The sequence below is a fragment of the Aeromonas sp. BIGb0405 genome, from assembly GCF_024807335.1.
Lineage (GTDB): Bacteria > Pseudomonadota > Gammaproteobacteria > Enterobacterales > Aeromonadaceae > Aeromonas > Aeromonas rivuli.
The window spans coordinates 334938-359269 of the sequence record NZ_JANUEP010000001.1; the positions used below are offsets into that span (position 1 = coordinate 334938).

Sequence of the window (24332 nt, forward strand, 5' to 3'; positions counted from 1 at the left end):
CGTTCAGTTTCCCTGCCTTGCCGGAGCCCCTATGTCCTCACAGCCTGAACTCTGGCAGATCCTGCGCTCGGCCAAGCTGGTCGAGGGAGATGAACCCCGGGATAACGAGCCCCACTGGGCCAACCGCTTCATGCTGGGGGTGGTCGGCTGGCTCGCCGCCCTCTTCTTGCTGTTTTTCCTCTTTTTGAGCGTTGGCGATCTGATAGACAGCCCGGATCATGCCCTGGCCCTTGGCGCGACCCTGCTCGCCATGGCCCTGCTGCTCAATCGCAGTGCCCGCAGCGGCGATCTCTGGGATCAGTTCGTGCTGGCCCTGACCCTGGCGGCGGATGCCTGGCTGCTCTATGGCCTGATAGATAGGATGGACGTGCACGCCTTTGGCGCCTGGGCCGGGCTCTCGGCACTGGCGTTCGCCATCGCCTTCTGCTTTGAACACTGGCTGATCCGGCTGTTTCACACCCTGGCCGCCGCCCTGCTGCTGACCCTGGCGCTCGCCTGCCTCGGTTTGCAGATCCTGGCCCTGCCACTGGTGATGGCGCTGCTTTGCGCCTGCTGGCTCTGGGCACAGCGCCGTCCTCATCAACACGAGCGGTTCGAAGCCATGGCCTTTGGCCTGGCCCTCTCCTTGATCCTGCTTGGGCGCCTGCATCAGCCGTTGTTTGACGAAACCAGCGTGCTCGAGGAGCTGGGACGGTCGCGGCTGCCCCATTGGCTCAACCCGCTGCTGTGCGCGGCCTTGCTGCTCGCCCTGCTTCACCATCTGAAGCTGCCTCGCCGCCAGGGGCTGTTTGCCCTGCCCCTGGTGTTGCTGGCGGCGCTGATCCCCGGCATGGGGGCGGGCGCCCTGGTGCTGCTGCTCGGCTTCTACGCCGGGAGTCTGGGCATGATGACCCTGGCCGCTCTGCTGCTGCTCGGTTTCGGCTCGCTCTATTACTACGATCTGGCCCTGCCGCTGATGACCAAGTCCTGGCTGCTGCTCGGCTCTGGCACCGCCCTCTTGTTGATGCGCGCCCTGTTGCTGCGCCTTGGGAGACACTCATGAGAACCCTTGCCAGTTTGCTCTGTGGCCTCGCCATCTTGCTGGGTGTCAACGCCCAGGTGTGGCGTTTCGAGCACGCCATCGACAGCGGCGAACCCGTGTTGCTGCGTCTGGCCCCGGTGGATCCCCGCTCCCTGATGCAGGGGGACTATATGCGGCTCAACTACGAGATAGCCCGCCAATGGGCCCAGGCTCACCCACGGCAACCGGCGGGCAGCAGCCAGCTGGTGATCCGGCTAGACAACCAAGGCGTGGCCCACTGGCAGCCCCACGGGGATACCGGGAAACTGGCGCCGGACGAGCGGCTGCTCAACCTCGTTCGCCGGGAAGGCATGGTCAAGGTCGGGCCGGACGCCTACTTCTTCGAGGAGGGGCAAGGGGAGACGCTGACCGGGGCGGCCTATGGCGAGTTTCGCCTGCAGCCCGATGGCAGCAGCCTGTTGCTAGGTTTGCGCGATGAGCAGTTGCGCCCGCTGGGAGAGACCCGCGGCCGCTGGTGAGCCCCATGGCCCTCCCTAGGTCGAGGGGCCATGGCTGGCGAAATCCTGTGACTTGGCGACACTCAAGGTTGCCCCAGGCGCACAGGAGAAGGCCGCATGAGAGCATGGACCACCCCATTCAGTCTGCCGTTGATCATCTTCATGCTCGCCGCACCGGCCTGGGCCACCACGCCGCTGGCGAGCCTCCATTACTTGAGCGAAGAGTATCGCCCCTACAACTACCTCGATGAGACGGGCCAGCCCGCGGGCCTCGCGGTCGAGCTGCTGCAACGGGTCTGGCAACAGACAGCAACGCCGCCCCAGCCTATCGCCATCATGCCCTGGGCCCGGGGTTACTACCTGCTGACCCAGAAACCCAATGTGGTGCTCTTCTCCACCGCCCGCACCGAGGCGCGGGATCCGCTGTTCAAATGGGCCTGTTCCATCGGCTACGCCGAGATAGTGTTGCTGGGTCTGACCCGGCGCGCGATCACCATCAACAAACTCGAAGATGCCCAGCAGTACAACATAGGGGCGGTGCGGGCCGACGTCGGGGAGCAGTTGCTGCTCAACAACGGCTTTGACGAACAGAAGGTGATAAGTGCCAACCGCCTGGGTCAGGCCATCAAGATGCTCGACTCGGGCCGGGTCGATCTGGTTTCGACCAATAAGACCACCGTCATGAGTCTGCTAAGCAGCCCGGGCGCGGATCCGACCCGCTATCAGGTGCGCTGGGTGCTGAGCTCGGAGCAGTTCTGCTACGCCTTTAGCCAGGGGGTCGATGATGCGGTGGTCAAGAGCTTCCAACAGGGCCTGACCCAGGTGCTGGCCAGCAGCGCATTTCAGCAGATCCAGCGCAAGTACTTCCCCGCCCCCTGATCCCTTCTTCAGCGCGGCCTCACCAGAGGCCGCGGCTCACAGAACCGCATATCGCCGACCAGAATTGCCCCTGACGTGAACGCCCAAGGCCCCTCGCCTTGCACCGCAAGACACGCCTTCAACCCGCCCCTGCCCGCCCCCTCATCCATGGCGCATTAACATCCGTCACGGGGCCGTTCAGCCAACGACTTCCCCCTCTGGCCACCCCGGATTGCGAGATAAAAAGGGACCTGGATGGCCCGAAGTTTGAAGCAGCGCAAGAAAACCAGATATATCCGACCGGGATCGTCGCAATGCCGTGACTCCTGCCTGGCGGGATCCGTAATATGGCCATGGGTGCCTGTTGGCCCTCTTTTATCCAGGGTCAGCGCACTGTGGCAGCGACAGCCAGGGGCGGTAGCGTGTCTAACGCATGCGGCTCCCGCAGGGCGCCAACAAGCGACGCGCATGGCACCGATGCATGGTGAAACGTCAGCAGCCCATGGCACCCTCATCACAGTCAGGATTTTTCATTTGGTCGGGATCAACATGCACTACCTAATCAAACCCTTGATGGGCATCGCCCTCTGTACCCTGCTGACGGCCTGCGGCGACGACAAGACCACGGGCAAGGCCTGCCTGGGGGGAAACAATGACGGGCTCGTGGAGAACATGCAGACCCAGTGCAAGGCAGGGGATGCCATTGCGACCAAGCACCCGGCCTACTTTTGCGATTTCAATTACGCCATTGCCTATAACGACTACAACTCGGCGTTTTGCATCTATGCCGGGGCCCTGAAGGCGGAGAGAACCAAAGAAAAATAAGCAGTGGCATAGGCCACCATCGCGGGGGCCGATGGGGCAAGGGTGACGTCACGGGAGCTTGTCCGCCCATGGCATCTGGGGGCGGGTTGGCGACAGCGCTAATCCAGCGGGGCTATTTGACCCGCATCAGGCGATGGCTGACATCCCCGAGTTCAAGCTGGATCACCTGGGAGCGCCGCATCTCATTGACCCGTTGCAGCAAGTCGGCGCTGTAGCCCTTGCGGAGCATCCACTGCATCGGCTCCTCGAAGCTGTCTTCATTGACGATAAAGGTGTCTGTGTAGGCATCCTTGATGATGCTCACCACCCAGATGCGCTGCTGGAACTCACAGAGCCCCGCAAAGAGGGTGGTCACTTTCGCCCCTAGCCTGCGCACTGCCTGCATGATGAAGTTGTTGCTGACTGACTGCTTTGTCATGGCTGATTACGCTCGCACTGGATGGACGTTGGGCATCCTAGCATCCAGGGGGATAAGGCACCAAGCAACAGGAGAGTTCCCCTCCCCTTCGGGCGAGACGTTGGGGGCAATATGCACGTAGGGTGCAATAAGCGCAGCGCATTGCACCAGGGTAACGTCTTTATGCGGTGATACGGTATCGGCATGGCTGCGCCATACAGGACACGAGGACGCTGTCCTCGACAGGTGCCTCCCACCAGCCTCGGAACCAGTAGGGTCGATTAGCGAAGCGTAATCGTCCACGGTAACAATTCCCTCTCCCCTTGCGGGAGAGGGTTAGGGTGAGGGGTCGCCAACAGCTTTGGGCATGGCTTCGCCATGCAGGACACGAGGGCGCTGCCCTCGACGGGGTTTCGGATTGATCCCCTCTCCCCTTGCGGGAGAGGGTTAGGGTGAGGGGTCGCCAACAGCTTTGGGCATGGCTTCGCCATGCAGGACACGAGGATTCCATCCTCGACGGCGTTTCGCCCGCCCTTCGGGCTGAGGCGAGTGACTTTTCTTTGCGTGGCCAAAGAAAAGTCACCAAAAGAAAGGCCACCCCCGCTTGTTCGCCCTCCTGCGTCGGGTTCCCTCGGTTCACCCGTTTGTCCCACGGCACGCGCCGATGGGCCATCCCTGGCCCAGCGGCGCTCGCTCGGCATCCTGCCTCGCGGCCTGGACAAACGGGCTTACCTCGGCGAACAACAGGGGGCAACACCCAACCCATAGCCCGAGTTGATATCTCAATGTGACAACGTCTGTAGCCTTTACTGATTGCATCAGAAATACTTTCGCAGAGAATAATAAATAGTAGAGTGATAGCAAAGTTGTAAAAATTATACTTTTGGTTATTTCCAACCCTATAGTCCAGCCGCCAGAATAGCTACTATTCTGTAGTGTCTCACTTATGATAAAAATCAAGCTATTTTTAATCACTATAGGCTAAGGGTAGTAGTCGTTGATAAATTAAAGTAAAAAATATCTCCAATCAATTTATATCCCACACTAGAGTGGCATGTCAAAGCCATCTAATTCACCTTACCAAATAAATATGCAAACCATACCAGTTACAATGAAAGAAACATTTAATTATTGCTTACAGTATTACAATTAACCAGAAGGGATAAAGACATGAAAGTCATAAGCTTGTACAACCATAAAGGTGGTGTTTCAAAAACCACAACCACATTTAATCTATCTTATTATTTAGCTCTAAATGGTAAAAAGGTTCTTTTGATAGATGCAGATCCACAGTGTAATTTAACCGAGCTTTGTCTCAGCCGAATAATATCTGAACTAGATGATAAAGCAGCTGATTCAGATGTTATTGACGAACTTCCAGGAACAAGTATTCTTGACGCGTTGATACCAAGAATAGAAGGCTCAGTACCCGAAGTAGATATAGATCAAATAATACCTGTACCTCTAATAGATAATTTAGAGCTGGTACGGGGAAGTGTCGATTTGACTTCGATAGAAGATGAGCTTTCTGAAGCCCACAGTCAACGATTTGCAAGTCGTACTAATTTGATGAGAACTTATGTTGCGATTGGTGATATGCTCACAAGATTGGGTGAAAAAAATAAATATGATTACATCTTTATAGACCTAGGCCCAAGTGCTGGTGCCCTTACACGTGCATTCTTCTTATCATGTGACGCTTTTTTTGTACCTATTGCACCCGATCGATTTAATGTCCAAGCTATAAAAACGCTATCTTCAATCTTAAATAGATGGTTGGAAGAGCATGCTCAAATTTACAATACATATTCTAGCTATGCTCTTCCCGTTAAACATGGCAAGCCTCAGTTTCTTGGTGCAATATCTCAGTTCTTTAAAATGTATAAGGGAAAACCCAAAAAAGGCTTCGATGTTTGGATGAAACGAATTCCAGAGCAAATCAATGAATGCCTTCTCCCTATTTTAACAAAATCCTCGACTGAAGAACGACCACTTTGCCCAGTAACTCGTGAAACATATATTGCCGCACAAATACCAGATTTTGGTTCACTTGCTCCGCTGATGCAAGAGGTCGGCAAGCCAGTTTTTTCAATTACCAAAGCTGACACAGCATTAATAACTGATTCTGGGGCAGAATGGAATGGTGCGACTTGGGATGATGCAACTGCAAGAATGGATAATTATAGGCGTTGCTTCAAGCAACTAGCTGAACGACTAGAGGTTGCAATTTAACCATGCCAAATATAGAGCTGGACACATATTTCGTAGCATTTATTGATATACTTGGATTTTCCGATATGGTGAAGCGTGATAGTGAATCACCATCAGGGCAGCAATACCTATCTCGCCTCTTTGATGTTCATTGTCAAGCAGAGCAAGTATTAGGGGGGGGGATGAAGTATGAATTGATACAGTTTTCTGATTCAATTGTATTAAGCTCTCCTTTTGTAATTGAACGATTGCCGTTATTCATTGATGCAATTTCAAACTGGCAAAGAAATCTACTTGTGAATGGTTTCTTATGTAGAGGTGGTATCACATTTGGAAAGCATTTCATAAGCAATAACTTTTTGTTCAGCAAAGCATTGATCGATGCTTATTATATGGAGAGCAACCTTGCAAAGCAGCCTAGAGTAATTATATCTGACGATCTTATTCAGCTATCTCCAGAAGTAATGTCCAACCCAACGTTCAAAGCTAAGCGAGAAGATGATGGTCTTTGTTTTGTAGATTATTTATATAGTGATTCAATCGTAACTCGAGACGTCCTGATAAAATCCATCGAAAAGATAATATCTGAAGGTTTAAAAAAATCATCCTCAGTGCAAGAAAAAATGAGATGGCTTTCTAAGTATGCTGACTATAAATTAAACACTTCACTATCTACGCCTGTTTTTAAAAACTTAGCATAACCCCAAGTTATTGAGAATTTAGTTATGCTTTACATGCAACTAAAAGTGAAGCATTTCTATTTTTCTTTAAATGTAGCAATCCAGTTTATCTAAAAACCAAAACAAAAACCGCAGCCCTCGGGCTGCGGTTTTTTATTGGGTCAACCTGTTGGCACCAACAGGGCCACCAGCCTTAGGCACGGCGCCAGCTGGTCTTGCCGGCGCTGTCTTCCAGCACTATGCCCATCTCGGTGAGACGGTTGCGGGCGGCGTCGGCGGCGGCCCAATTCTTGTCGGCGCGGGCCTGGTTGCGCTGGGCGATCAGTTGCTCGATCTCGGCCACTTCGTCGTCCGCTTCGCCACCCTTCAAGAAAGCGTCCGGGTCTTGCTGCAGAATGCCGAGCACGGCGCCGAGTTCCCGCAGGCGGGCACCGAGGCATGCGGCGACATTGATGTCTTCGGCCTTCTGGCGGTTGATCTCGCGCACCAGGTCGAACAGGGCGGAGTAAGCTTCCGGGGTGTTGAAGTCGTCATCCATGGCATCTTTGAAGCGGGCCACCTGCTCGTCACCACCGGCGGCAGCGGCCGCAGGCAGGTCGCGCAGGGCTGTGTACATCCGCTCCAGGGCGGCCCGGGCCTGCTTCAAGTTGTCTTCCGAGTAGTTGAGCTGGCTGCGGTAGTGGCCGGACATCAGGAAGTAGCGCACGGTTTCGGCATCAAAATGGGTCAGGACGTCGCGGATGGTGAAGAAGTTGCCGAGGGACTTGGACATCTTCTCTTTGTCCACCATCACCATGCCGCTGTGCATCCAGGTGTTGACGTACTCCCCTTCGTGGGCGCAGCAGGACTGGGCGATCTCGTTCTCGTGGTGGGGGAACTGCAAGTCAGAGCCGCCACCATGGATGTCGAAATGGTTGCCAAGGTGTTTGGAGTTCATGGCGGAGCACTCGATGTGCCAGCCGGGACGACCCGGGCCCCAGGGGCTCTCCCAGGTCGGCTCGCCGGGCTTGGACATCTTCCACAGCACGAAGTCCAGGGGGTTGCGCTTGGCTTCGACCACATCGACCCGGGCGCCGGCCTGCAGCTGCTCCAGATCCTGGCCCGAGAGCTTACCGTAGTCGGCATAGGACTCGACGATGAACATGACGTCGCCGTTGTCCGCCACGTAGGCGTGATCCCGGGCGATCAGTGCTTCGACCATGTCGATGATTTCGGGGATGTGCTGGGTGGCGCGCGGCTCGATGTCCGGGCGCACCATGCCGAGGGCGTCGAAATCGGCATGCATGTCGCCAATCAGGCGCTCGGTGAGATCGTCACAGGTGACCTGGGTCTCGGCGGCGCGCTTGATGATCTTGTCATCCACGTCGGTGACGTTGCGCACGTAGTTGAGTTCATAGCCGCAGTAACGCAGGTAGCGGGCCACCACGTCGAAGGAGACGAAGGTGCGGCCATGGCCGATGTGACAGTGATCATAGATGGTGACACCACACACATACATGCCCACCTTGCCGGTGTGGATGGGTTTGAATTCTTCTTTTTGACGAGTGAGTGTGTTGTATATCTTCAGCATCGATGAGAACCACTGCCTGTGAGTGAAATGGCCTGCCATTCTAACCGCATCCCCTTTAGAAAACGAGCCGGGGCCACCAGTCGCCGCCTTTTTGGTCCAGGCTGGCTGCTTTTTCGCCAATTGGCGGCCATGCCGGTATCGATGCAGCCAAGATGGGGACGGGACCAGGCCGCTCCCCAGCATGAACCCTGGCCGATCTGCTGACGCCCGTCATGGGTTGATCTCCTGAGAGGGTCGTGCGACTTTGCCCGGGGACCGGGATAGGCTAGAATTGCGGCCACTATTTTTACCCCTAGATGAAAGCTTGCCTGTGACTGCCTCCGGGCCCGGTCACATGCCCACTTTTCACCCGACAGAATAAAGGACATATCATGGTTACTCTGCACACCAACCACGGCGACATCACCCTGACCCTGAACGCGGAAAAAGCCCCGGAAACTGTGGCCAACTTCCTGCAATACTGCCGCGATGGTCACTACGACAACACCATCTTCCACCGCGTCATCGACGGTTTCATGATCCAGGGCGGTGGCTACGCCGCCGGTTTTGACGAGAAAGAGACCCGCGCCTCCATCAAGAACGAAGCGGCCAACGGCCTGTCCAACAAAGTCGGCACCATCGCCATGGCCCGTACCTCCGAGCCGCACTCCGCCAGCGCCCAGTTCTTCATCAACGTCAGCAACAACGACTTCCTCGACTTCAAATCCGCCACCACCCAGGGCTTCGGCTACTGCGTATTCGGTGAAGTGACCGCCGGCATGGACGTGGTCAACAAGATCAAGGGCGTCAAGACCGGCAACTCCGGCCGCATGCACCAGGACGTGCCGGTAGAAGATGTGGTCATCACCAAGGTCACCCTTGCTGACTGATTGCTGCCTTCTGCGCACTGATAACACTGCGGCCCCGGCCGCAGTTTTTCCATCTGCGCGAGGCCAATCTGGCGCTGACTGGCGCCGCGTCGATTATCTGGCCCAGGGCAATGATCGCCAACGCGCGGCCCATGCCCTGCTGACCGAACATGGCCTCTGGGCAGCCTTGCAGGCAACTTGTCAGGATCTGGCCCTGGTCAGCACCCTGGCCATCGGTCTGGACAGGCCCGGCAGCGATCTCGATATCATTTGCCAGCATCCCGATCCGGCGAGCCTTGCCATGGGCCTCGCCGCACAGGGCTGGCATGGCCAGGGCAACGGCATCTGGCTGCTGGAGCGACACCTGACCGGACAAGATGGTCAACGCTGGCCTCTCGAGCTCTATGTCACGCCCGGGCCCATCGAATCGTTGCACGGCTGGCGTCATCTTGGCCTGATGGCGGCGCTGCTTGAGCACTTTGGCATCGACTTCTACCGCGCAGTGCTGCACCTGCGATTGACGCAGGGTCTCAAGGGGGAAGCCGCCATCTGCCAGCTACTGGCGCTGCCGGGCGATCCCTATCTGGCACTGCTAACGCTGGAAGGGAGCGACCTTGGCTTGTTACACTGGCCCCAGCGTTAACGGATCCCGCATTCCCGTTTTTCAACTCTTAACCCTGGCGTTTCGCCATGACCTTCACCAATAGGGCCCCATGAGCACCCTCTTTATCAGTGATCTTCACCTTTGCAGCGCCCGCCCCGACATGACGGCGGCCTTGATCCAGTTTCTGCAACAGGAGGCGCCGGGGGCCGATGCCCTCTATGTACTCGGCGATCTGTTCGAGTTCTGGATTGGCGACGATGATCCCTGCCCGCTCCACCAACAAGTGGCCGATGCCTTCCTGGCCCTGAGCAAGCGCGGTGTGCCACTCTATTTCATCCACGGCAATCGCGACTTTTTGCTCGGCAAGGGCTTTGCCAAACAGGCTGGCATGATGCTGCTGCCCGATCCCTGCATCATCGATCTCTATGGCACCCGCACCCTGCTCAGCCACGGGGATCGGCTCTGTACCGACGATGTCGACTACCAGAAGTTTCGCCGCATCACTCAGTTAAGCTGGCTGCGCTGGCTGTTCCTGCGCCTGCCCCTGGCGCGCCGTCGCAAGATAGCGGGCAAGCTGCGTGGCCAGAGCCAGCAGCAAAACAGCCACAAGCCCCACACCATCATGGACGTCACCGAGCAGGCCGTGGCAGATCTGATGAAAGCCCATGACTGCCAGTTGCTGATCCACGGCCACACCCACAGACCCGCCATTCACGACTTTCGCCTCGGCAAACGCAGCGCCCGCCGCATCGTGCTGGGGGATTGGTTCGAGCAGGGATCCATACTGGTGTGCAAGCCCAGTGGCCAGCAGCTTGAGGCACGGCCACTGCGTCCTATCGAGTAAAGTGCTGATGAACTAGGCTGTTAACGGCCCATGAGTCCGACGATTGCTGGCTCATGCCCTCCTGAGGGCCCTGTGCCTGGGTGACATTTGGGCCTATAGTCTGACTTCCAAACATTGATGAGGATAGTGTCATGGGATTCTTCTCCTGGATTGTGCTGGGTCTGCTCGTGGGCATACTGGCTAAGTGGATCATGCCGGGCAAAGATGGCGGCGGTTTTATCATGACGGTGGTGCTGGGGGTGGTCGGTGCCATGGTCGGGGGCTACGTCAGCACCCTGCTCGGCATGGGCACAGTGACGGGCTTCAATCTCCCCAGCCTGATCATCGCCGTGATCGGCGCCCTGCTGGTGCTGTTTATCTACAAGAAGATGAGCAACTAAGCGGCCGGTCACGGCCATCTAGTATCAAAAGGGCGCCTTGGGGCGCCCTTGCTATTGGGTTCAACCTGGTGTGGTGATGCTGGCTCTCTTCAACAGAGAGGCCAACCAGGGAGATGACTGCCGCCTGCTCCCCTCAGATGACTGCCCAGGGTGGAGGGAGAAACCAGGCTCGACATGGGTTCATCATTGTGAATTGATCTATTTCTAGATGAGGCGTCTAATAACCCCTATGCACACAAACGACGCGCTTCCTCGCCGCCCCCGTGGCCGCCCAGCCCTCCATGGGCAATCCTATGCAGACACCCGTGACCTGCTGATCCGCCGTGGTATGGCGTTGCTGACCGAGCGGGGTATCAGTGCCACCTCCATTGACGAGGTGCTCAAGTCCACCCAGATCCCCAAGGGCTCCTTCTATCACTACTTTGCCAACAAGAGTGAGTTCACCCTGGCGGTGATGGATGCCTATCACCACTACTTCTGCGCCAAGCTGACCCGCTACCTAGGGGATAGCAACCAAGCGCCCCTGGCCAGACTCCATGCCTTTGTCGATAGCGCCTGCCGGGGACTGGAGCGGTTTGATTTCAAACGCGGTTGCCTCATCGGCAACCTGGGTCAGGAGGTCGTTCAGCTCGAACCTGCGCTGCGTCTGCGGCTCGAGCAGATCCTCTGCGGCTGGGAGGCGCTGCTTGAGCAATCCCTCAAGGACGCCGTGACCGCGGGAGAGCTGGCCCCGGAGAGCGACTGCGCGGCCCTCGCCCACCAGTTCTGGATCGGCTGGGAAGGGGCCGTGCTGCGGGCAAGGTTGGCGGGCTCCACCGAGCCAATGACCTCTTTCCTCCAATTTTTCATGAAGATAGCGAAGTGATTTTTACCGATCATTAATAAGCAACCAGTCCAATTAAGGGAGTGCACAGCATGTTCAAGGGTATCCTGATTGAGAAAGATGAGGCGGGCTATCGCGCCACCTACCAGGCCATCGCCCAGGAGACGTTACCCGAGGGGGATGTCACCGTGGCCGTCGAGTGGTCATCACTCAATTACAAAGATTGCCTGGCACTGACCGGGGCATCACCTGTGGTGCGTAAATTCCCGATGATCCCGGGGATCGACTTCGCAGGCACAGTGCTGGACAGCAGCCACCCCGATTGGCAGGCTGGCGACAAGGTGGTGCTCAATGGCTGGGGCGTGGGTGAAACCCATTGCGGTGGACTGGCCGAACAAGCCAGGGTCAAGGGGGATTGGCTGGTAGCCCTGCCCCCTCGCTTCAGTGCCCGGGAAGCCATGGCCATTGGCACGGCCGGGTATACCGCCATGCTCTGCGTGCTGGCACTGGAAAAACACGGCGTGGCCCCCGGTGATGGCAGCATTCTGGTCACTGGCGCCAATGGCGGCGTCGGCAGTGTGGCCATTGCCCTGTTGGCCAAACTGGGCTATCGGGTCGTCGCCTCCACCGGGCGTCTCGCCGAAGCGGATTACCTCACGTCACTGGGCGCGGCAGAAGTGATCGATCGCAGCGAACTGTCCGAGCCGGGCCGCCCCCTTGGCAAGGAGCGCTGGGCCGGTGTCGTGGATACCGTGGGCAGTCACACCCTGGCCAATGCCTGCGCGACGACCCGTTACGGCGGCGTCGTGACGGCATGTGGACTGGCTGGGGGCATGGATTTCCCCTCTACCGTGATGCCCTTCATCCTGCGTGGCGTGACCCTCTGCGGCATAGACAGCGTCATGGCCCCGCTCTCCCTGCGCCATCAGGCCTGGGCAAGGCTGGCCGACGATCTCGACATCGAGCGCCTCAACCTCATCACCCGGGAAATCCCTCTCTCCCAGGCCGTTGCACAGGGTGATGCCTTCCTGGCTGGCAAGGTACGCGGCCGGATAGTGGTCAACGTCCAAGGTTGATCCCAACCCCAGGCGGGCGGTTACGCTCGCCTGGGTTCTCACCCATCTCGCCATCCTCTCTTCTCGATCTAACGCCACAAGAAGGCACTCACTTGTCTGATACCTCTAACCACGCTCTGCTCGGCTCGACTCGGCTGTAGGCCAACACAATATGAACTGATGTCCATCCCTCTAAGCAGAAAAACTAAGGCCACCCCCTCGGGGGACCTTAGATCATTGCATTAATTGATGGCGCCACGACTTGGACTTGGACTTGGACTTGGACTTGGACTTGGACTTGGACTTGGACTTGGACTTGGACTTGGACTTGGAAAGCATGCCTTTCAACGGCGAATGTGACACTACCAATATAAATGTCAGATCTGCGCCCTGTCCCAGATGATTCATGACCTCAGCGACCAGGGTCACCGCCTGCAACTCGAGGTGAAGCTAGAAGAACTGCCAGAATAATTCTGTGTGGATCAAATGTGGACACTGAGGAAAAAACAAAAAGGCCACTATTGCTAGTGGCCTTCGTAAGTCTTTGATTTTTAATGGTGCCCGAGGCCGGAATCGAACCGGCACGCTCAGAAAGCGAGGGATTTTAAATCCCTTGTGTCTACCGATTTCACCACTCGGGCACCGCAATCGGTATCAAGCTCATGATGCGAGCTTATCAATATGGAGGCACGTTCCGGAGTCGAACCGGACTAAACGGATTTGCAATCCGCTGCATAACCGCTTTGCTAACGCGCCATGAAAAAGAGAGTTGGCTCTCGATTGTCTAAATTTGGAGCGGGAAACGAGACTCGAACTCGCGACCCCGACCTTGGCAAGGTCGTGCTCTACCAACTGAGCTATTCCCGCAGGGTCTGGCGTAACGCCTGACTACGAGACGCATTCTAGCGATGCTGGCTCACCAGTCAACCCCAAATATTTAATACTCTGATCGTTCGACCATTTTTTACTCTTTTTGTCTTTTTTCAATGCTTGTTGTCATTACCTGGACCCAAAGCACTAAACCATCACTCTTGCTCCAGGCCCGCTCGCTGGCGCGGGCCCAGAACACGACAGTGTGTTTTCGATCAGAAACGGGAGTGGTAGGTCAGATCTCCCCAGGCCGCGCGCAGGTACTGGAACATGGACCAGAAGGTGAGCACTGTCGCGACATAGAGCAGCAGGTAAGAGCACCACACCATCCAGATGTCGTATTGCCAGATCAGGCCGGTGAGCGAGGCCATCTGGATCATGGTCTTCCACTTGCCAATCCAGCTTACCGCGACCGCGGAGCGCTTGCCGAGCTCTGCCATCCATTCGCGCAGGGCCGAGATGATGATCTCGCGCCCTATCATGGTCATGGCGGGTATGGTGACCCAGACGGTGTTGTAGTGCTCGACGATGACCACCAGGGCGGCGGCCACCATGATCTTGTCGGCGACGGGATCGAGGAAGGCACCGAAGGCGGTGGACTGGTTGAGCTTGCGGGCCAGGTAGCCATCGAACCAATCGGTGGCGGCCGCCAGGAAGAAGACGATTGCCGCCGCCAGATAGGACCACTGGTAAGGCAGGTAGAACAGGACGACGAAGACGGGGATCAGCAATATCCGGAAAAACGTCAAAAGATTAGGAATATTTGTCATTATTTTCAGCCACTTCTTGTATGCCGCTAGATGGTAGCCCCAAGCCGGTTGCCATGACAACCGGGCTGACACCCGCCTTAGTTTATTAATCCATCAATAACCTTGAAATACCGGGTCATTATGGCATTTCGGTCCCCTCCCCGTCACGGCCCTTATGCATGCCACCATGCTCAATGGCCGTGCAGCGCTTCATGAATGGCCTGTGCCAGTTCGGTGCTGATGCCGGGGACCCGGGCCAGATCATCGATACTGGCCTTCTTCACCTCCTGCAGACCCCCCAGATATTTGAGCAGCGCCTGACGCCGTTTCGGTCCCACCCCCGGGATCTCTTCCAGGGTACTGGTGGTACGCGCCTTGGCGCGACGCGCCCTGTGACCCGTGATGGCGAAACGGTGGGATTCGTCGCGAATGTGCTGAATAAGGTGCAAGGCAGGCATGTCTGCCGGCAGATGAAGCTCTTCATGGCTCTCCCCCATGATGAGGGTCTCCAGCCCCGCCTTGCGGGTTACCCCCTTGGCGATGCCGATGAGCAGGGGGTGCTTGCCCCCCAAATAATCCAGCTGGCGAGCCAGGATCTCCTCGGCGCGGCGCAACTGCCCCAGACCGCCATCGATAAAGAGCACATCCGGCACCTTGTCCGGCTCCTGCTGCTTGCCAAAGCGGCGCTCCAGCACCTGCTCCATGGCGGCATAGTCATCGCCGCCGGTGATCCCCTCTATGTTGAAACGACGATACTCGGCGCTGAAGGGCCCCTCCCGGTTGAACACCACGCAAGACGCCACGGTGCGCTCCCCCATGGTGTGGGAAATATCGAAACACTCCATGCGATTGATGGGGCCATCGAGCTCGAGCAACTCCTCGAGCTGGGCAAGACGCGCCGCCATGGTGCTCTGGTGGGCGAGCCGCGAGCGCAGCGCACTCTGGGCGTTGATGGCCGCCAGCTTGATGAAACGGGCGCGCTCGGCACGGGTGCGACTCTGTACCCGCACCTTGTAACCCGCGGTCTGGCTCAGGGTATCGGCGATGAGTGCCTCATCCTCCAGGGCCACATCGAGCAGCACTTCGCTCGGGATCTGGCGTCCCCCCTGCCCCGACAGATAGAACTGCAGCAGGAAGGATTGCACCACCTCATCGAGGTCGGTATCGGCGGGCACCTTGGGGAAATAGCTGCGCGAGCCGAGCACCTTGCCCTGGCGAATGAAGAGCACATGAATACAGGCGGTGCCTTGCTCGAAGGCCACCCCGACCACATCCATCTCATCGAGCACGTTGCCGCTCACCGACTGCTGCTCGGTCACCTTGCGCAGCGCCTGGATCTGATCCCGATAGCGGGCCGCCTCTTCGAAGCGCAAGTCGCCGCTGGCAGACTCCATCTTGCCCACCAGCGAGCCTATGACCTGCTGATTTTTGCCCGCCAGAAACAAGCGGGCCAGCTCGACCTGCTGGGCATACTCCTCTTCGCTCACCAGACCGGCCACGCAGGGACCGGCACAGCGCTTGAGTTGATAGAGCAGGCAGGGGCGGCTGCGGTTGGCATAGACCGCATCCTCGCATTGACGCACCGGGAATATTTTCTGCATCAGGTGCAGACTCTCGCGCACCGCGCCCCCTGAGGGGTAAGGACCGAAATAGTCCCCCTTTAACTTGCGGGCCCCCCGGTGCAGGCCGATCCGCGGATGGCGGTGGCCGGTGATGACTATCCAGGGGTAAGACTTGTCATCGCGCAGCAGCACGTTGTATCGCGGCTGATATTGCTTGATGAGGTTGTGCTCGAGGATCAGTGCCTCGGTCTCGGTATGGGTCACCGTCACCTGAATATCGCTAATCTGACGTACCAGGGTACGGGTCTTGATGCTGTCGACCTTGCTGCGAAAATAGGAGGCGAGCCGCTTCTTCAGATCCTTCGCCTTACCCACATAGATGACAGTACCGCCGCTGTCATACATGCGGTAGACGCCGCTCTGGTGGCTGACCACCTTGAGGAAGGCTTTGCTGTCGAAGGAGGAGGAAGAGGATGGGCTGGTCGTCATAAGGCACTCGGCGTGGCAGCAACACAAAAGGGCTTGGATGGCAGCAGCTTACCTCGTCGCCGCCCAAGAACGCAAAAGGCGGCTCAAGCCGCCTCTTTATATTTCACTCTCATCAATCGTTACAGGGTATCGGCATCGAGCATGCCATAACGAATAGCCAAGTGAGTCAGCTCTACATCACCATTGATATCGAGTTTGCTGAACAGCCGGTAGCGGTAGCTGTTGACCGTTTTCGGGCTCAGGTTGAGCTGCTCTGAAATATCGGTCACTTTCTGCCCCTTGGTGATCATCATCATGATCTGCAGCTCGCGCTCGGACAGAGACTTGAAGGGGTTCTCGTCGGCGGAGGCAAACTGGCTCAGGGCCATCTGCTGGGCTATCTCGGGGGAGATGTAACGCTGACCAGAGTGCACCAGGCGAATGGCGTGGATCATCTCTTCCGGCGCGGCACCCTTGGTGAGATAACCGGCGGCACCCGCCTGCATCACCTTGGTCGGGAACGGATTTTCAGAATGAATGGTCAGCACTATGATGCGGACATCGGGCCGCAATCTCAGGATCTTGCGGGTCGCTTCCAGCCCGCCGATCCCCGGCATATTCATATCCATCAGGATCACATCCGGGTGATGTTGACGGCAGAAAGTGACCGCCAACTCGCCACTCTGTACCTCGCCCACCACCTTGATACCACGGACGTCTTCCAGAATGCGTCTTATCCCTGTACGCACCAACTCATGATCATCGACCAGGAATACATTTATCACCCAAACACCCCGTTTCTTATCTTGTTATGTGCCAGTTAGGGTTAACACGGCGTCTTGCATCATAACCAAACTGATCGATTTGGCAAATCATGGCGGGGAAAAGTTTGAGGAAGTACATGAATAACGTTATTAATCAAATAATTATATAAGCCATCAACAAAAAACGGCATCCGAAGATGCCGTATTGGTCATGGGCAGCGTCATCAGGATACCGCCAGCAGGGCCCGTACCTTGTCCAGATCGGCCTGGGTATCGACCCCCACCGGCGGCGCTTCCAGCGCCTGAGCCACATGGATCTTTTCGCCATACCAGAGCACCCGCAGTTGTTCGAGGGATTCCACCTGTTCGAGCTGACTCGGTGCCCAGCCCACATAGCGCTCGATGAAGCCGGCGCGATAGGCATAGATGCCAATATGGCGCTGGTACCAGGGGCCGGCCTGCTCCTTGCTGGCAGCGAAACCGTCTCTATCCCAGGGAATGGGGGCGCGGCTGAAGTAGAGGGCATAGCCATCCTTGTCAGTCACGACCTTGACCGCATTGGGATTGAACAGCTCCTCCGCCGCCAGGATCGGCACCGACAGGGTTGCCATGGGCGCGCTGGCCCCCGCCAGGTTGTCGGCCACCTGGCGGATGATCGCCGGGGGAATGAGCGGTTCATCCCCCTGCACATTGACCACTATGGTATCGGCGGCAAAGCCGTAGTGACGGCACACCTCGGCCAGGCGCTCGGTGCCAGACTGGTGATCCTTCGAGGTCATGCACACCTCGACTCCGCTCTCGCACAGGGCTGCGCGCACTCGCTCATCATCAGTGGCAACGATGACTCGCTCTGCCCCGGACTGGCGCGCCTTGGCCACCACATGGGCGACCATGGGCTGGCCATGGATGTCCGCCAGGGGTTTGCCCGGCAGGCGGGTCGAGGCGTAGCGGGCCGGGATGACCACCACGAAGCTCATGAGGGCAGCTCATCGCTGGTCAGGGTGCGGGCACGATTCTCCAGCAGCACGGGGATGCCCTCTTCCAGGGGATAGGCCAGTTTGTCGAAGCGGCAGATGAGCTCATCCGCTTCCTTGTGGTATTGCAGTTTGCCCTTGCAAACCGGGCAGGCAATGATGTCGAGCAGCTTAATGTCCAGTGCCAAAACGAGACTCCTTCAAGGATTTCAACAGGGTGTCGAGCAATGCCTGAGGCAGCTCGGCACTGACCGGCAGATACCACCAATGGGGCTGCGCGAAGGCGCGGCACTTGACGGCATCTTTCTCGGTCATAAACAGGGGACGATCGGCGAAACGGGCGAGCAGCTCGCTGGGATCGAAGGGGTGATGATCCGCGTAACCCTGAGCCTGGCGCAGTTGATAACCCAGTTCGGTCAGGGTCGCAAAGAAACGAGGGGGATGGCCGATGCCCGCCAGGGCATCGATCTCGGGGCCCAGGGGAACATCCGGGGCAGTGTCGTCCAGCACCCGGCGCGGCGCGGCCGCCACCAGCTGCATGCCGTACTCCCCCAGCTCGGGTTCACCACCGTTGCAGAGCACGGCATGCACCCGTTTTAGCCTGGAAAGGGGTTCACGCAGCGGCCCCATGGGCAGCAGACAGCGGTTGCCGAAACGGCGCATGCCATCCACCACCACCAGCTCGATATCCCGCGCCAGGGCATAGTGTTGCAAACCATCGTCGGTAATGATGATGTCCACCTCACCACTTGCCTCGAGCAGTCGCACCGCATCGGCCCGTGTGGGCGCCACCACCACGGGGCAGCCACAACGGCGGGCAATGAGCACCGGCTCGTCCCCCGCCTCTGCGGTCGTACTGCCAGCATCGAGCCGATATGGGTAATGGGGGGCCTTGCCGCCATAACCGCGACTGACCACCCCGGGTCGCCAGCCTCTTGCTTGCAGTTGCTCCACCAGCCAGATCACCACCGGCGTCTTGCCATTGCCGCCGACCGAGAGGTTGCCCACCACGATCACCGGCAGGCTGGCGCGATAAGCCTCCAGCCAGCCACGCCGAAAAGCCAGGCGGCGCAGACCGCTGATGAGACCAAACAGCAGGGCAAAGGGGGCCAGCAACCAGCGCCAGCCACTCTGCCCATACCAGAGCCGATCCAGCATCAGCCTTTATGTCCCACAGGCACGTCGCCAAACTGGATGGCGCGCAGCTGGGCATAGGTGCCACCGTGGGTCATCAGGGCCTCATGATTACCGCGTTCGACGATGCGCCCCTCATCGATCACCAGGATCTCGTCCGCCTTCTCTATGGTGGAGAGGCGATGGGCGATCACCAGCGAGGTGCGCGCCTTGCACAGCTCGTCGATGGCGGCCTGAATGTGACGCTCGGATTCGGTATCCAGTGCGGACGTCGCTTCATCGAGCAGCAGCACCGGGGCATCGCGCAACAGGGCGCGGGCGATGGCGATCCGCTGGCGCTGACCGCCGGACAAGGAGGCGCCATTCTCGCCCACCACGGTATCGTAACCGTCGCTCATCTTGCTGACGAACTCATCGGCGTGGGCCACCACGGCGGCATGGCGGATCTGCTCGAGGCTGTAACGATCGCCGGCAGCATAGGCGATGTTGTTGGCGACACTGTCGTTGAACAGGTGCACATGCTGGGAGACCAGGGCGTATTGCTTGCGCAGATCGCTCAAACGGTACTCCTGAATGTTGATCCCATCGAGCAGGATCTCCCCTTCCTCTATGTCGTAGAAACGGGTCAGCAAGCTGGCGATGGTGCTCTTGCCAGAGCCGGAGCGGCCCACCAGCGCCACCGACTTGCCCGCCTCGACCTTGAAGCTGACATTGTGCAGCGCCGGGGTCTGTTTGGTCGGGTAGGTAAAGGTGACATTGCGAAACTCGATCTCGCCCCGGGCCCGGTCCAGGGGACGCGTGCCGGTATCGGGCTCAGGCTGGCTGTCGAGCAGGCCAAACAGGCTCTGGCAGGCGGTGATGCCCTTCTGGAACTGGTTGTTGATGTCGGTCAGGCTCTTCAGCGGCTTGAGCAGCATCATCATCGAGGTGATCATCACGGTGAAGGTACCCGCGGTCAGGGTCTCGCGCACCCCGTCGACGGTCGCCGCATAGAGGAAGACCGCCAGGGCGATGGAGGCCACCATCTGCACCACGGGCGTGCCGATGGCGTTGGCCGCGACCATCTTCATGTTCTGCTGGCGCATGTGGTTGCTGACCCGGAAGAAGCGCTTGGACTCCACCTCCTGACCGCCAAACATCAGCACCTCCTTGTGACCCTTGAGCATTTGCTCGGTCGAGGTGGTGATGTTGCCCATCGCCTTCTGGATCTGGCGGCTGATGGTGCGGAAACGGCGGCTGATGAAGCTTATCAAGACACCGACCACGGGGCCGACCACCAGGAAGATGATGGAGAGCTGCCAGGAGTGCCAGAACATCAGGCCCAGCAGACCGATGACAGTCGCCCCTTCCCGCACGATGGAGACCAGGGTCGAGCTCGCCGCAGAAGAGACCTGGCTGGCGTCATAGGTCACCTTGGAGAGCAGGGCACCGGTATTTTGCTGGTCGAAGAAGCTCATCGGCATGGCCATCAGGTGGTTGAACACCTGCTGCTGCAACTTGAGTACCACATGGTTACCGACCCAGGCCATGCAGAAGGTGGAGAGAAAGGTCGCGACGCCGCGCAGCGCGACTATGCCCAGTACGAAGAAGGGCATCCAGGTCAGCACCGTCTTGTCGTTGCCATTGATGCCCTGATCGATCAGCGGCTTGATGGAGTAGACAAAGGCAGTATCGACCGCCGCATAACCCAGCATGCCAATGATGCCGCCCGCCAAGCCCAGCTTGCGATCGCGCACATAGGCGAGCAGCCGCTTGAACACGGGCCAGCTCTCTTGAGAGGTATCTTGAGAGTTATCTTGTTGCATGAATCGCCGTTATAAATGGGAAATGACGGGCTATTCTAGCCAAAGCTGTGGTTTCCACCAAGCTCCGCTGCGTCGATACCAGGGCCCGGCATCTCGCTCACCCCGGATCTCAAGTCCATTTGGCCCCACCTCGATCGAGATCGCCCCCGACTCCCCACTGATCCATTGCCGTGAGTCGGGTACCAGGGCGCGATAGCGTGCCACGATTTCAGGACGAGGAAAGTGCCAGCGGTTCATGAAACCGGCGCTATGCACAACCTCGGTGGCCGCCACCGCACTCACAAAACCCGGTGTTGAGGAGGTTTTGCTGCCGTGATGCGGGCTGACCAGCACAGTGCTGCGCACTCCCTCCCCCTCCAGTGCCAACAGGCGGGTCTCGGCCTCCCGCTCAATGTCGGCGCTCAGCAGTACGCTCACCTGCCCGTCGCTTATCTGCAATACGCAACCATCGTTGTTGCGCCCGGCGCCACTGCGCTCAGGCCACAGCATGCGCAGGGCCAATCCTTGCCACTGCCACTGCTGACCACGTCGACAGGCCTGGGTGCTGGCCGAGAAAGCGTAAGACGAGTACTCGGCCCTGACCGGCAGCGCCGCGCGCAGGGCCTCCCGATTGCCCGCATGATCCCGGTCTCTGTGACTCAATATCAACATATCGAGCTCATCGACCGATAACCGATGCAACATCGGCAAGATGGCCGCGTCCGCCATGTTGTAACCACCAGGAAAGCGATCGCCGGTATCAAATAGAATGTGATGACCACGACTGCTGAGCAGCACCGCCAGCCCCTGCCCCACATCCAGCACGCGCACCTGCCAGCTCGGCGCAGCTGGCCAGCCGGCGAGCAAGGCGGCCACAAGCAGCGGCAACCCCAACCAGCGGCCGCCAGGCAGCGTCCAGGCTATCCAGCCCAGCAAAAACAAGATGCTGAGCGGCAGCGCCCAGCCCGGTACCGGCCACCAGAGTGCCCACTGTCCATTGAGCCACTCCAGGCTGACCATGATATAGCCGAGCGCCCCATCGGCCAGCCAGAACAGACCATGGGCGAGGCTCGGGGAGAAGAGACTCACCAGCACGGCAATGAGCGCCACCGGGATGATAAAGAGGCAAAAGAGTGGCAGAGCCAGCAGGTTGATGAACAGCGCCAAGGGTGCCACGCCCTCGAACAACGCGAGTTGCAGTGGCAACAGGCCGAGCAGCAAGAGGCCTTGCAGCCGCAGCAGGCTGGGCCTGCCATAGAGGTAACTCGCCCCCATCAAGAGCGCCACCGCCAGGAAAGAGAGCCAGAAGCCCGCGGCAAAGAGCGCAAAGGGATCCCACAACAAGATGGCCACGAAGGCCAGCAACCAGACCCGATAAGGGGGCCAATCCCGCTTCCAGACTCGCAGTATGCTCCAGACCAGCACCATGATGAGGGCCCGCTCGGTCGCCACTGCAAAACCCGCCAACCAGCTGTAAGTGGCAGCAAATAGCAGGGTGCCGACCAATGCCCCTTTCAAGCCAAACAGCCGTCCCAACCAGAAACCCAGCACCGCCACCAGGGCGATGTGCTGACCCGAGATGGCGATGATGTGGGTCAGGCCTGCGCCGCGAAACAGCTCCCATTGCCTATCCGAGATGCCAGCTTGTTCGCCAAAGGTAAGCGCGCTGAGCAAAGGCGCCTGCGCCAACCCTTGCCAGGCTTGCCCGGCGCTGGCCAGCCAGCGGGCCCGCAGACCGGGTGGCTCGCGGTCAACCCTGATGAGGCGACGCAAGTTGCCTGTCGCGCTGATCCCCTTGCCCAGCAACAGACGGCGGCCATCCATGCCAGCCTCATTGGCCAAACCGTGGGCGGGTTTGAGAGAGGCGACCAGTGTCAACGTCGAGCCCGGTGTCAGCTCGGGTAAAGTTTGGTAAGCATTGATGCGCACCGAGGGAGGCAGGGGTAAGCTGCGACCATCCAGCTCGATGAGCTTGAGCCGCAGCCGCGTAAATTTATCATCTTGAGGCTCTGCACTTTGCACCTGTGCGGTTATGATGTGGCTCGCCTGCTCCCCCAGGGTGTCCAACCAGGAGAGCCGTGCCTGCATGTTGACCTGCATCCAGAGGATGCCCAGTACCAAAAACAGCAGCCGCCAGGCGCGTATAAAACAGAAGGGGATCAGCAGGGACAGCCATAATCCCCCCCATTGGAATGAAGGCAACCATGGCCAAAGCAGACAGGAGCTTGCCCCGAGGGCAAACGACAATAGACGCAGATCCATGGAGCAAGTATTTAGCAAGGTTTCATTATGCCCAAACATCTCATTAAACGCTGGATGCCGGATCATAAAACGCTCAAGGAACACAAGCACTTACGTCTTTTCGGTGACCTGCTGCTCGATGCCAACCTCTGGCATCTGAACCGTCGCTCCGCCGCTGGCGCCTTCGCGGTCGGGCTCTTCATGGCCTGGATCCCCGTCCCTTTCCAGATGCTGTTGGCCGCCGGTGGCGCCATCCTCTTTCGCGTCAATCTGCCGCTCTCGGTTGCCCTGGTCTGGCTGACCAATCCCCTCACCATGCCGCCGCTGTTCTACGCCGCCTACGTGGTTGGCTGCCATCTGCTGGGCCAGCCCTCCCAGCATATAGAGATTGAATTTACCTGGAGCTGGCTGACATCTGTCTTCGAGACCATAGCCCCGCCCCTGCTGCTCGGCTCCCTGGTGCTGGCGATCCTCAGTTCCATCACAGGCTATGTGGTAGTACGCGGCCTCTGGCGGCTGAGCATAGTGCGTCAATGGCGCAATCGCAGCGCAGACAAGTCAGGGGTGGACAAACCATGAACTCCCACTGGCGTAGCCGGTTCCGGATAACCCCGGAGCAGCTGCGCCAGCACAAGTGGTTTGCCCTGTTTGGGGAACGCCTGTTCGCCCCTGAACTCTGGCAGTCGGGCACCCGTGCTCTGTCCGGCGCCTGCGCGGCCGGTCTGTTCGCATCCTGGATCCCCCTGCCGATGCACAGCTTGATCGCCGTGGGATTGGCGCTGCTGTTTAGCCTCAACTTGCCCCTGGCACTGCTGGCGGTCTGGTTCAACAATCCCGTTACCCTGCCCTTCATGTATCTGTGGGCTTACCGCACCGGCTGCGCACTGCTTCAGCTGACCCCGGCCCCCTTCCATCTGGAGTGGTCGCTGGCCTGGTTCGAACAGGAGGCTGCCACGCTGCTGCCCCCCTTCCTGCTCGGCAGTCTGTTGCTTGGTCTGCTGACCGCGAGCCTGGGAGGCCTGCTTTGCGCCCTCCTGCTCAGGCTGTTTCGCCGTCATTGAGCCGGCGAAAACCGGCATGATCCCACGCGCCCCCTCGCGATAGCCGTCTCCTTCGCCCTCCCTTATCTTCCGCCCTGCCCGTCCCTTGTCAGAGGCCCATCTTGGCACCACA

24 protein-coding genes and 3 tRNA genes are annotated in these 24332 nt (G+C 58.6%); 14 read left to right on the forward strand and 13 right to left on the reverse strand.

The window, feature by feature from the left end; all coding sequences use genetic code 11:
* The first annotated feature begins 31 nt into the window (after positions 1–31).
* The 4 genes from M2366_RS01650 (at position 32) to M2366_RS01665 (ending at position 3201) form a co-directional block, all read left to right on the forward strand.
* On the forward strand, positions 32–1042 hold the full coding sequence (locus tag M2366_RS01650; RefSeq protein WP_042042093.1) for a DUF4401 domain-containing protein: 1011 nt from the start codon (positions 32–34) through the stop codon (positions 1040–1042).
* Positions 1039–1539 carry a GDYXXLXY domain-containing protein gene (locus M2366_RS01655; RefSeq protein ID WP_042042091.1) on the forward strand — a complete coding sequence of 167 codons (501 nt, stop codon included), beginning with the start codon at positions 1039–1041 and terminating at the stop codon, positions 1537–1539. The genes M2366_RS01650 and M2366_RS01655 overlap by 4 nt, the downstream gene beginning before the upstream one ends.
* 96 nt (positions 1540–1635) lie before the next feature.
* The gene (locus M2366_RS01660) at positions 1636–2397 is read left to right on the forward strand and encodes a substrate-binding periplasmic protein (RefSeq protein WP_404972775.1); all 762 of its coding nucleotides are present in this window, start codon (positions 1636–1638) and stop codon (positions 2395–2397) included.
* Between the two features lie 528 nt (positions 2398–2925).
* A complete protein-coding gene (locus tag M2366_RS01665; protein WP_042042104.1) occupies positions 2926–3201 on the forward strand; it encodes a hypothetical protein in 276 nt (91 codons plus the stop codon).
* 112 nt (positions 3202–3313) lie between these two features.
* On the opposite strand, the gene M2366_RS01670 is transcribed toward M2366_RS01665, so the two are convergent.
* Entirely contained in the window at positions 3314–3619 is a 306-nt protein-coding gene (locus tag M2366_RS01670; protein ID WP_259268784.1) for a hypothetical protein, read from the reverse strand.
* Between the two features lie 1149 nt (positions 3620–4768).
* Here M2366_RS01670 and M2366_RS01675 point away from each other — a divergent pair.
* Positions 4769–5830, forward strand: a complete 1062-nt coding sequence (locus M2366_RS01675) for a ParA family protein (protein WP_259268785.1) — start codon at positions 4769–4771, stop codon at positions 5828–5830.
* 2 nt (positions 5831–5832) lie between these two features.
* Complete coding sequence (locus tag M2366_RS01680; protein WP_259268786.1) at positions 5833–6510, forward strand: hypothetical protein; 678 nt, start codon at positions 5833–5835, stop codon at positions 6508–6510.
* A gap of 172 nt (positions 6511–6682) precedes the next feature.
* On the opposite strand, the gene cysS is transcribed toward M2366_RS01680, so the two are convergent.
* Complete coding sequence (cysS, locus tag M2366_RS01685; RefSeq protein WP_259268787.1) at positions 6683–8059, reverse strand: cysteine--tRNA ligase; 1377 nt, start codon at positions 8057–8059, stop codon at positions 6683–6685.
* A 371-nt stretch (positions 8060–8430) separates the two neighbouring features.
* On the opposite strand from cysS, the gene M2366_RS01690 reads away from it, so the two are divergent.
* The 6 genes from M2366_RS01690 to M2366_RS01715 all read left to right on the forward strand — a co-directional run bounded on the left by M2366_RS01690 (position 8431) and on the right by M2366_RS01715 (position 12634).
* Positions 8431–8928 (forward strand): peptidylprolyl isomerase, encoded by a 498-nt coding sequence (locus tag M2366_RS01690; protein WP_042042086.1) that lies wholly within the window; start codon positions 8431–8433, stop codon positions 8926–8928.
* On the forward strand, positions 8918–9550 hold the full coding sequence (locus M2366_RS01695) for a DUF4269 domain-containing protein (protein WP_259268788.1): 633 nt from the start codon (positions 8918–8920) through the stop codon (positions 9548–9550). The genes M2366_RS01690 and M2366_RS01695 overlap by 11 nt, the downstream gene beginning before the upstream one ends.
* Before the next feature lie 70 nt (positions 9551–9620).
* On the forward strand, positions 9621–10355 hold the full coding sequence (gene lpxH, locus M2366_RS01700; protein WP_042042084.1) for a UDP-2,3-diacylglucosamine diphosphatase: 735 nt from the start codon (positions 9621–9623) through the stop codon (positions 10353–10355).
* Between the two features lie 131 nt (positions 10356–10486).
* Complete coding sequence (locus M2366_RS01705; RefSeq protein WP_042042083.1) at positions 10487–10735, forward strand: GlsB/YeaQ/YmgE family stress response membrane protein; 249 nt, start codon at positions 10487–10489, stop codon at positions 10733–10735.
* Between the two features lie 229 nt (positions 10736–10964).
* Positions 10965–11600, forward strand: a complete 636-nt coding sequence (locus M2366_RS01710) for a TetR/AcrR family transcriptional regulator (protein WP_259268789.1) — start codon at positions 10965–10967, stop codon at positions 11598–11600.
* A gap of 50 nt (positions 11601–11650) precedes the next feature.
* The gene (locus M2366_RS01715) at positions 11651–12634 is read left to right on the forward strand and encodes an MDR family oxidoreductase (RefSeq protein WP_042042081.1); all 984 of its coding nucleotides are present in this window, start codon (positions 11651–11653) and stop codon (positions 12632–12634) included.
* 534 nt (positions 12635–13168) lie between these two features.
* Here the strand turns inward: M2366_RS01715 and M2366_RS01720 are convergent.
* From M2366_RS01720 to M2366_RS01770, 11 genes are all read right to left on the reverse strand, one after another.
* Positions 13169–13254, reverse strand: a tRNA-Leu gene (locus M2366_RS01720).
* Between the two features lie 41 nt (positions 13255–13295).
* Positions 13296–13369 (reverse strand) — tRNA-Cys (locus tag M2366_RS01725).
* A 35-nt stretch (positions 13370–13404) separates the two neighbouring features.
* A tRNA-Gly gene (locus M2366_RS01730) sits at positions 13405–13480 on the reverse strand.
* A gap of 218 nt (positions 13481–13698) precedes the next feature.
* Positions 13699–14253, reverse strand: coding sequence for a CDP-diacylglycerol--glycerol-3-phosphate 3-phosphatidyltransferase (pgsA, locus tag M2366_RS01735; RefSeq protein ID WP_042042074.1), 555 nt, complete (start codon positions 14251–14253; stop codon positions 13699–13701).
* 170 nt (positions 14254–14423) lie between these two features.
* Positions 14424–16283: an excinuclease ABC subunit UvrC gene (gene uvrC, locus M2366_RS01740; protein ID WP_259268790.1), complete on the reverse strand. Its 1860-nt coding sequence runs from the start codon at positions 16281–16283 to the stop codon at positions 14424–14426.
* A gap of 119 nt (positions 16284–16402) precedes the next feature.
* Entirely contained in the window at positions 16403–17047 is a 645-nt protein-coding gene (gene uvrY / locus M2366_RS01745) for a UvrY/SirA/GacA family response regulator transcription factor (RefSeq protein ID WP_005904670.1), read from the reverse strand.
* Positions 17048–17250: 203 nt separating this feature from the next.
* Positions 17251–18003, reverse strand: a complete 753-nt coding sequence (gene kdsB / locus M2366_RS01750) for a 3-deoxy-manno-octulosonate cytidylyltransferase (RefSeq protein ID WP_042042072.1) — start codon at positions 18001–18003, stop codon at positions 17251–17253.
* Positions 18000–18188, reverse strand: a complete 189-nt coding sequence (locus tag M2366_RS01755) for a Trm112 family protein (protein ID WP_042042070.1) — start codon at positions 18186–18188, stop codon at positions 18000–18002. The genes kdsB and M2366_RS01755 overlap by 4 nt, the downstream gene beginning before the upstream one ends.
* Complete coding sequence (gene lpxK / locus M2366_RS01760; RefSeq protein WP_224432625.1) at positions 18172–19158, reverse strand: tetraacyldisaccharide 4'-kinase; 987 nt, start codon at positions 19156–19158, stop codon at positions 18172–18174. Before lpxK ends, M2366_RS01755 begins: the two co-directional genes overlap by 17 nt.
* Complete coding sequence (gene msbA, locus M2366_RS01765) at positions 19158–20939, reverse strand: lipid A ABC transporter ATP-binding protein/permease MsbA (protein ID WP_259268791.1); 1782 nt, start codon at positions 20937–20939, stop codon at positions 19158–19160. Before msbA ends, lpxK begins: the two co-directional genes overlap by 1 nt.
* A gap of 30 nt (positions 20940–20969) precedes the next feature.
* The gene (locus M2366_RS01770) at positions 20970–23180 is read right to left on the reverse strand and encodes a DNA internalization-related competence protein ComEC/Rec2 (protein ID WP_259268792.1); all 2211 of its coding nucleotides are present in this window, start codon (positions 23178–23180) and stop codon (positions 20970–20972) included.
* Positions 23181–23207: 27 nt separating this feature from the next.
* On the opposite strand from M2366_RS01770, the gene M2366_RS01775 reads away from it, so the two are divergent.
* Both M2366_RS01775 and M2366_RS01780 read left to right on the forward strand, forming a co-directional pair.
* The gene (locus M2366_RS01775; RefSeq protein ID WP_042042066.1) at positions 23208–23738 is read left to right on the forward strand and encodes a DUF2062 domain-containing protein; all 531 of its coding nucleotides are present in this window, start codon (positions 23208–23210) and stop codon (positions 23736–23738) included.
* Complete coding sequence (locus tag M2366_RS01780) at positions 23735–24220, forward strand: DUF2062 domain-containing protein (protein ID WP_224432622.1); 486 nt, start codon at positions 23735–23737, stop codon at positions 24218–24220. The genes M2366_RS01775 and M2366_RS01780 overlap by 4 nt, the downstream gene beginning before the upstream one ends.
* The last annotated feature ends 112 nt before the right edge of the window (positions 24221–24332 follow it).

Bases quoted from the DNA above. Each gene is read 5' to 3' on its own strand.
- M2366_RS01650 (WP_042042093.1), top strand. From the start codon at position 32: ATGTCCTCACAGCCTGAACTCTGGCAGATCCTGCGCTCGGCCAAGCTG.
- M2366_RS01655 (WP_042042091.1), top strand. From the start codon at position 1,039: ATGAGAACCCTTGCCAGTTTGCTCTGTGGCCTCGCCATCTTGCTGGGT.
- M2366_RS01660 (WP_404972775.1), top strand. From the start codon at position 1,636: ATGAGAGCATGGACCACCCCATTCAGTCTGCCGTTGATCATCTTCATG.
- M2366_RS01665 (WP_042042104.1), top strand. From the start codon at position 2,926: ATGCACTACCTAATCAAACCCTTGATGGGCATCGCCCTCTGTACCCTG.
- M2366_RS01670 (WP_259268784.1), bottom strand. From the start codon at position 3,619: ATGACAAAGCAGTCAGTCAGCAACAACTTCATCATGCAGGCAGTGCGC.
- M2366_RS01675 (WP_259268785.1), top strand. From the start codon at position 4,769: ATGAAAGTCATAAGCTTGTACAACCATAAAGGTGGTGTTTCAAAAACC.
- M2366_RS01680 (WP_259268786.1), top strand. From the start codon at position 5,833: ATGCCAAATATAGAGCTGGACACATATTTCGTAGCATTTATTGATATA.
- cysS (WP_259268787.1), bottom strand. From the start codon at position 8,059: ATGCTGAAGATATACAACACACTCACTCGTCAAAAAGAAGAATTCAAA.
- M2366_RS01690 (WP_042042086.1), top strand. From the start codon at position 8,431: ATGGTTACTCTGCACACCAACCACGGCGACATCACCCTGACCCTGAAC.
- lpxH (WP_042042084.1), top strand. From the start codon at position 9,621: ATGAGCACCCTCTTTATCAGTGATCTTCACCTTTGCAGCGCCCGCCCC.
- M2366_RS01705 (WP_042042083.1), top strand. From the start codon at position 10,487: ATGGGATTCTTCTCCTGGATTGTGCTGGGTCTGCTCGTGGGCATACTG.
- M2366_RS01710 (WP_259268789.1), top strand. From the start codon at position 10,965: ATGCACACAAACGACGCGCTTCCTCGCCGCCCCCGTGGCCGCCCAGCC.
- M2366_RS01715 (WP_042042081.1), top strand. From the start codon at position 11,651: ATGTTCAAGGGTATCCTGATTGAGAAAGATGAGGCGGGCTATCGCGCC.
- pgsA (WP_042042074.1), bottom strand. From the start codon at position 14,253: ATGACAAATATTCCTAATCTTTTGACGTTTTTCCGGATATTGCTGATC.
- uvrC (WP_259268790.1), bottom strand. From the start codon at position 16,283: ATGACGACCAGCCCATCCTCTTCCTCCTCCTTCGACAGCAAAGCCTTC.
- kdsB (WP_042042072.1), bottom strand. From the start codon at position 18,003: ATGAGCTTCGTGGTGGTCATCCCGGCCCGCTACGCCTCGACCCGCCTG.
- lpxK (WP_224432625.1), bottom strand. From the start codon at position 19,158: ATGCTGGATCGGCTCTGGTATGGGCAGAGTGGCTGGCGCTGGTTGCTG.
- msbA (WP_259268791.1), bottom strand. From the start codon at position 20,939: ATGCAACAAGATAACTCTCAAGATACCTCTCAAGAGAGCTGGCCCGTG.
- M2366_RS01770 (WP_259268792.1), bottom strand. From the start codon at position 23,180: ATGGATCTGCGTCTATTGTCGTTTGCCCTCGGGGCAAGCTCCTGTCTG.
- M2366_RS01775 (WP_042042066.1), top strand. From the start codon at position 23,208: ATGCCCAAACATCTCATTAAACGCTGGATGCCGGATCATAAAACGCTC.
- M2366_RS01780 (WP_224432622.1), top strand. From the start codon at position 23,735: ATGAACTCCCACTGGCGTAGCCGGTTCCGGATAACCCCGGAGCAGCTG.